The sequence below is a fragment of the Algibacter sp. genome (genome assembly GCF_049667265.1).
Lineage (GTDB): Bacteria > Bacteroidota > Bacteroidia > Flavobacteriales > Flavobacteriaceae > Algibacter_B.
Genome location: NZ_JBATHX010000266.1, coordinates 1 through 1,505, shown reverse-complemented (window position 1 = coordinate 1,505; position 1,505 = coordinate 1). Strand labels below are relative to the sequence as shown.

The window sequence follows — 1,505 nt, the reverse complement described above, 5'->3', positions numbered from 1 at the left end:
TTTGTTCTGGGTTTACAGTTTCGGTAAATAGTTCGGGTTTTATTTCAAATGGAAATTTTAACACATAGTTTCTCCCTATTGAATCGTGATTTATTGCCGTAAAATTGTGAGTATATTCACTTGTGCTGATGTTTTTTTTGCCAGTATTTTGTAAGTTATATTTAATTGTGAAGGCATTATCAAGTAATAAAATCTCCTTTTTTAAAATATAAGAATAGCCATTAACAGACTCAGATTCACAAATTATTAAAATGCTATTTACTTTAGCAGTAACTTTAAATTTGGCAGGGTTGATTTTATAGTTTTTATTAAAGAAGTATTCGTATCCTTCTTTTTTTAATAGACCCACGCCTATTTTATGAAACCAATCTCCTATTTCAGTTTCATCGAATCCTATGGCGCTATCAATACCAAATTCATTATAAAAACCTTTTCCAATATGATGTTCGTTTTTACTCGCTTTATCTTCGATAGTAGTTACAGGGATGTTATTGAATGTAACTTCAACTATTTTTCCTGTCCAGTCGAATCTCGAAAAATTATAGTTTTCAGTTGGAAGGTCTAAATGGATTTCTAGATTTTTGTTTTTAAGTATGTGTGGCAATTTTTATTATTTGTTTTATAGAATAAAGTTAAGATTCTTTTTTTAAACTACGGTTAAGCAGCCCCATGGCAACATATAAAACTGGAGATATTAGTATTTCCTGAATGGTTTTAGCAAATCGGCTTAACATTAAGCTTCCGCCAATAAACCAATCAAATAAACCAATGGAAGTAATAATAAATAAACCCGAAATATGAACAATATGCCAAATGGTTGCCATCCAAGTATCCTTTAATTTACCAAGATGGTATGTTCCAACAAAATAAACTGTTATCGTAATTAATAGGGTAATGATGTGTCTAATTTTCCTTGGAATATTAGCCGTTTGCTTATTTTCTACAAAATACAAGAAATACCAGGAATAGATAATAATGATAATAATTAGGCCCGATATAAAGCGAACCTTATCTGTTTTATATAGTGTCATTTTTTAGTTTGATTTTACGCGCATAGAACATCCACATTAAAAAAGTTACCGTATACATGGAAGCTTGTAAAAGGTAATGATGTGCAAATTCAAAATAAGCATGATAATATTCTCTTAAAAAAATCAAGCCAGAACATCTTAAAATATTGGTTATATCTAGAAGCATAACACCTATAATAATATAAAGTACTTTGCGCAAAAATTTGGAAGGCATACAGACAATAAAACCAATATATAATACCATTAATTCCAATCCGTTACAGCGATCTACGATATAAATAATTTCTTTACCGTTGTGATATATCAAGGATGCTTCTTGTGCTGATACTTCACCATGATAAGTTGAGGTTTTAATTTCTCTTACAGATGTAAAGCCAGACATAGAGGTCCAATTATTTAATAAATAATCAGAGTCATCTCCAACATGTATGGTTAATGGATGGTCTAGAACTTTTGAATCATAAAGGAATACCC

3 protein-coding genes are annotated in these 1,505 nt (G+C 30.0%); all 3 read right to left on the bottom strand.

The genetic code is table 11. The annotated features are described in order from the left end of the window. Window positions 1-604: hypothetical protein (locus WBN21_RS10020; protein WP_424199871.1), on the bottom strand; the 604-nt coding region annotated here is incomplete at its 3' end. A gap of 28 nt (window positions 605-632) precedes the next feature. After that, window positions 633-1,031 carry a hypothetical protein gene (locus tag WBN21_RS10015; protein ID WP_424199869.1) on the bottom strand — a complete coding sequence of 133 codons (399 nt, stop codon included), beginning with the start codon at window positions 1,029-1,031 and terminating at the stop codon, window positions 633-635. Then, window positions 1,018-1,505: hypothetical protein (locus tag WBN21_RS10010; protein WP_424199868.1), on the bottom strand; the 488-nt coding region annotated here is incomplete at its 5' end. The genes WBN21_RS10010 and WBN21_RS10015, both read right to left, overlap by 14 nt.

Bases quoted from the DNA above. Each gene is read 5' to 3' on its own strand.
- WBN21_RS10015 (WP_424199869.1), bottom strand. From the start codon at position 1,031: ATGACACTATATAAAACAGATAAGGTTCGCTTTATATCGGGCCTAATT.